The organism is Kitasatospora sp. NPDC056800 (genome assembly GCF_042789775.1).
Taxonomy (GTDB): domain Bacteria; phylum Actinomycetota; class Actinomycetes; order Streptomycetales; family Streptomycetaceae; genus Kitasatospora.
On the sequence record NZ_JBHUAL010000352.1, the window covers coordinates 1 to 4,714 of the forward strand.

The window sequence follows — 4,714 nt, forward strand, 5'->3', positions numbered from 1 at the left end:
CTCCCGGGAGTCCCCGGGTGCGGCGGGGTGGGCGGACGGGGCTACTTCTTCGCGGCGGCCGCGCGCTTGCGCGGCGCCTTCTTCGCCGGGGCGGCGGCCGGGGCGTCCGCGAAACCGGCCGGCAGGATGTCCCGCAGGAACTTGCCGGTGTGGCTCTCCGGGACGGCGGCGATCTGCTCCGGGGTGCCCTCGGCGACCACCGTGCCGCCGCCGGAGCCGCCCTCGGGGCCCATGTCGACGATCCAGTCGGCGGTCTTGATCACATCGAGGTTGTGCTCGATGACGATCACCGTGTTGCCCTTCTCCACCAGCCCGCTGAGCACCTTGATCAGCTTGCTGATGTCCTCGAAGTGCAGGCCGGTGGTGGGCTCGTCCAGCACGTAGACCGTCCGCCCGGTGGAGCGCTTCTGGAGCTCCGAGGCGAGCTTGACGCGCTGCGCCTCGCCACCGGAGAGCGTCGGCGCCGACTGGCCGAGCCGGACGTAGCCGAGGCCGACGTCGTTGAGCGTCCGCAGGTGCCGGGCGATCGCCGGGACGGCCTCGAAGAAGCCCAGCGCCTCCTCGATCGGCATGTCCAGCACCTCGGCGATGGACTTGCCCTTGTAGTGGACCTCCAGCGTCTCCCGGTTGTACCGGGCGCCGTGGCAGACCTCGCACGGCACGTAGACGTCCGGCAGGAAGTTCATCTCGATCTTGATGGTGCCGTCGCCCGAGCAGTTCTCGCAGCGGCCGCCCTTGACGTTGAAGGAGAACCGGCCGGGCAGGTAGCCGCGGACCTTGGCCTCCTGCGTCTCCGCGAAGAGCCGGCGGACGTGGTCGAACACCCCGGTGTAGGTGGCCGGGTTGGAGCGCGGGGTGCGGCCGATCGGCGACTGGTCGACGTGCACCACCTTGTCCACCTGGTCGGTGCCGGTGATCCGGGTGTGCCGGCCGGGCACGCTGCGGGCGCCGTTCAGCTCCCGGGCGAGGTGGGTGTACAGGATGTCGTTGACCAGCGTCGACTTGCCGGAGCCGGAGACGCCGGTGATCGCGGTGAAGGTGCCGAGCGGGAAGCCGACCGTGACGTCCTTGAGGTTGTGCTCGCGGGCGCCGTGGACCGTCAGCTGGCGCTTCTTGTCCCGCTCGCGGCGGGTGGCCGGGATCGGGATGGACCGCTTGCCGGAGAGGTACTGGCCGGTCAGCGACTCCTTGTTGGTGAGCAGCTGCTTCAGCGAACCGGAGTGCACCACCTTGCCGCCGTGCTCGCCGGCGCCCGGGCCGATGTCGACCACCCAGTCCGCCGTCTTGATGGTGTCCTCGTCGTGCTCGACGACGATCAGGGTGTTGCCGATGTCGCGCAGCCGCACCAGCGTCTCGATCAGCCGGTGGTTGTCCCGCTGGTGCAGGCCGATGGACGGCTCGTCCAGCACGTACAGCACGCCGACCAGGCCGGAGCCGATCTGGGTGGCCAGCCGGATGCGCTGGGCCTCGCCGCCGGACAGGGTGCCGGCCGCGCGGTCGAGCGAGAGGTAGTCCAGGCCGACGTCGACCAGGAAGCGCAGCCGCTCGTTGACCTCCTTGAGGACCCGCTCGGCGATCTGCTTGTCCCGGGCGTTGAGCCGCATCGCGCCGAGGAACTCGGAGCAGTCGCTGATCGACATCGAGGAGACGTCGGCGATCGACCTGCCCTCGACGGTGACCGCGAGGACCACCGGCTTGAGCCGGGTGCCCTGGCACGTCGGGCAGGGCACCTCGCGCATGTAGCCCTCGAAGCGCTCGCGGCTGCTGTCGCTCTCCGCCTCGGTGTGCCGGCGCTGGATGAACGGGATCGCGCCCTCGAAGCCGGTGCTGTACGAGCGCTCGCGGCCGAAGCGGTTGCGGTAGCGGACCTCCACCTGGTGCTTGTGCCCGTACAGCAGCGCCTTCTTCGCGCGGGCGGGCAGCCCGGCCCAGGGGATGTCGGTGCGGAAGCCGAGCTCCCCGGCCAGCGCGTCGATCAGGCGCTGGAAGTACTCCTTCGCGTGCCCGGCCGACCACGGGTGGATCGCGCCCTCGTCCAGCGAGCGCTCGACGTCGGGCACGACCAGCTCCGGGTCGACCTCCATCCGGTTGCCCAGGCCCGAGCAGTCCGGGCAGGCGCCGAACGGCGAGTTGAAGGAGAACGAGCGCGGCTCCAGCTCCTCGAACGACACGTCGTCGTACGGGCAGTAGAGGTGCTCGGAGTACATCCGCTCGCGCTCCGGGTCGTCCTCGGGGAGGTCGACGAAGTCGAGCACGACCATGCCGCCGGACAGCCGCAGGGCCGTCTCCACCGAGTCGGTGAGCCGCCGCTTGGCGCTGTCCTTCACGGTCAGGCGGTCGATGACCACCTCGATGGTGTGCTTCTCCTGCTTCTTGAGCTTCGGCGGCTCGGCGAGCTGGATCGTCCCGCCGTCGACCCGGGCGCGGGAGTAGCCCTTGGACTGGAGGTCGGCGAAGAGGTCGACGAACTCGCCCTTGCGCTCGCGCACCACCGGGCTGAGCACCTGGAACCGGGTGCCCTCGGCGAGCTCCAGCACCTTGTCCACGATCGCCTGCGGCGACTGCTTGGCGATCGGGCGGCCGCAGTGCGGACAGTGCGGCTTGCCGATCCGGGCGAACAGCAGGCGCAGGTAGTCGTAGACCTCGGTGATGGTGCCGACGGTCGAACGGGGGTTGCGGTTGGTGGACTTCTGGTCGATCGAGACGGCCGGGGAGAGGCCCTCGATGAAGTCCACGTCGGGCTTGTCCATCTGCCCGAGGAACTGACGGGCGTAGGAGGACAGCGACTCGACGTAGCGGCGCTGGCCCTCGGCGAAGATCGTGTCGAAGGCGAGCGAGGACTTGCCGGAGCCGGAGAGGCCCGTGAAGACGATGAGGGAGTCGCGGGGCAGGTCGAGCGAGACGTTCTTGAGGTTGTGCTCGCGAGCACCGCGGACGATGAGGCGGTCGGCCACTGCTTCTGGCGCCTTTCTCCGGGGCGAGAGGGCTTGCGTTGGGATGTGCTGCTTCTTCCAGGATGCGGCAGCCAGCCTATAGCTCAGACGTTCGAATATCGACCTTGTCCAGCCGGGACCACCCGAACGAGTGAGGCCACCCCCCGGGCCGTCCGTACCCGCACGGTGCGCGTACCCGAAAACCCCCTGCTCAGGGCCCGGATTCGGCGGTAGCGTCACCTGGTCAACGAGCGAAGCCCGCTCCGGGCAACGCCCCGTTCCGCACGGAAGGCAGATTCGATGACCGACCCGAGGTCCGCCGCCGACTCCTGGCTCGGCCAGGTCGAGGAGAGCACCGGGCGCCTGCTGCGCACCGTCGCCGGGCTGAAGCCCGACGCCGTCGCCGAGCCCTCCGCCCTCCCCGGCTGGACGAAGGGCCACGTGCTGGCCCACCTCGCCCGCAACGCCGACTCCCTGGTCAACCTGCTGACCGGCGCCCGCACCGGCACCGACGTCCCGCAGTACGCCAGCCACGAGGCCCGCGACCAGGACATCGAGCGCGACGCGCCCCGCCCGCTCGACGCCCACCTCGCCGACCTGCGCGCATCCCACGAGCGCTTCCTGGCCGCCGCCGCGCAGCTGACCGACGACGCCTGGGCGGCGTCCGTCAAGCACCGCTTCGGCTACGTCTTCCCGGCCCACCAGATCCCGCACAAGCGCCTGCTGGAGCTGGAGTACCACCACGTCGACCTGGCCGCCGGCCACACCCCGGCGGACTGGCCGGAGGACTTCGCCGTCGCCCAGTTCCGCAAGCTCGCCGCCGGCCTGGCCGGGGAGGCCGGCCTGCCCGCCGTCGAGCTGGTCGCCGACGACACCGACGACCGCGCCGTCATCGGCACCGGCGAGCCCGCCCTCACCGTCCGGGGCCCCGTCCGCGCCCTCACCGCCTGGCTCTCCGGCCGCTCCGCCGGCGACGCCCTGCACCGCACCCCCGACACCGCCCTGCCCCCGCTTCCCCCCATGGGCTGACGGCGCGAGGATGATGCCAGGGAGATCCACACGACGAGGAGCAGACGGATGACGTACCACGGAGCGGTCAAGGTCGGCGGACCGCCGGACGTGCGGGAACTGGCCCACCTGATCATCACCAAGGTGGCCGTCGGCCCGTACGACAACAACGCCTACCTGCTGCGCTGCCGGGCCACCGACGAACAGCTCCTGATCGACGCGGCCGCCGACGCGCCGGTGCTGCTGGAGACCGTCGGGGACGACCTCGAAACGGTGGTCACCACCCACCGCCACCACGACCACTGGGGCGCGCTGGCCGAGGTGGTCGCCACCACCGGTGCCCGGACGGCCGCCGGCGAGCACGACGCCGAGGGCATCGACGTCCCCACCGAGCTGCTGCTCGCGGACGGCGACACGCTCCGGGTCGGCGAGGTGGAGCTCACCGTCCGGCACCTGGTCGGCCACACCCCGGGCGCCATCGTGCTCGTCTACGACGACCCGCAGGGCCACCAGCACGTCTTCACCGGCGACTGCCTCTTCCCGGGCGGCGTCGGCAACACCTGGGGCGACCCGGAGGCCTTCCGGACCCTCTACCGGGACGTCACCGAGAAGATCTTCGACGCCCTCCCCGACGAGGCCTGGGTCTACCCCGGCCACGGCTCCGACACCACCGTCGGCGCCGAGCGCCCGCACCTCGACGAGTGGCGCGAGCGCGGCTGGTAGCCCGCCCCGCCCCACGGCCGAGGCCCCCGTGACCGCTTCCGGTCACGGGG

Annotated in this window: 3 protein-coding genes; 2 read left to right on the plus strand and 1 reads right to left on the minus strand. The window is 71.3% G+C overall.

The window, feature by feature from the left end; all coding sequences use genetic code 11:
- Positions 1 to 41: 41 nt before the first annotated feature.
- Positions 42 to 2,954 (minus strand): excinuclease ABC subunit UvrA, encoded by a 2,913-nt coding sequence (uvrA, locus tag ACFRQN_RS39980; protein WP_049649607.1) that lies wholly within the window; start codon positions 2,952 to 2,954, stop codon positions 42 to 44.
- A gap of 279 nt (positions 2,955 to 3,233) precedes the next feature.
- Here uvrA and ACFRQN_RS39985 point away from each other — a divergent pair, with 279 nt between their 5' ends.
- Entirely contained in the window at positions 3,234 to 3,962 is a 729-nt protein-coding gene (locus tag ACFRQN_RS39985) for a maleylpyruvate isomerase family mycothiol-dependent enzyme (protein ID WP_117489947.1), read from the plus strand.
- Positions 3,963 to 4,010: 48 nt separating this feature from the next.
- Positions 4,011 to 4,664, plus strand: a complete 654-nt coding sequence (locus tag ACFRQN_RS39990) for an MBL fold metallo-hydrolase (RefSeq protein ID WP_049649605.1) — start codon at positions 4,011 to 4,013, stop codon at positions 4,662 to 4,664.
- The last annotated feature ends 50 nt before the right edge of the window (positions 4,665 to 4,714 follow it).

Excerpts from the sequence above, each read along its gene's own strand:
- ACFRQN_RS39990 (WP_049649605.1), top strand. The coding sequence starts at position 4,011 with ATGACGTACCACGGAGCGGTCAAGGTCGGCGGACCGCCGGACGTGCGG.
- ACFRQN_RS39985 (WP_117489947.1), top strand. The coding sequence starts at position 3,234 with ATGACCGACCCGAGGTCCGCCGCCGACTCCTGGCTCGGCCAGGTCGAG.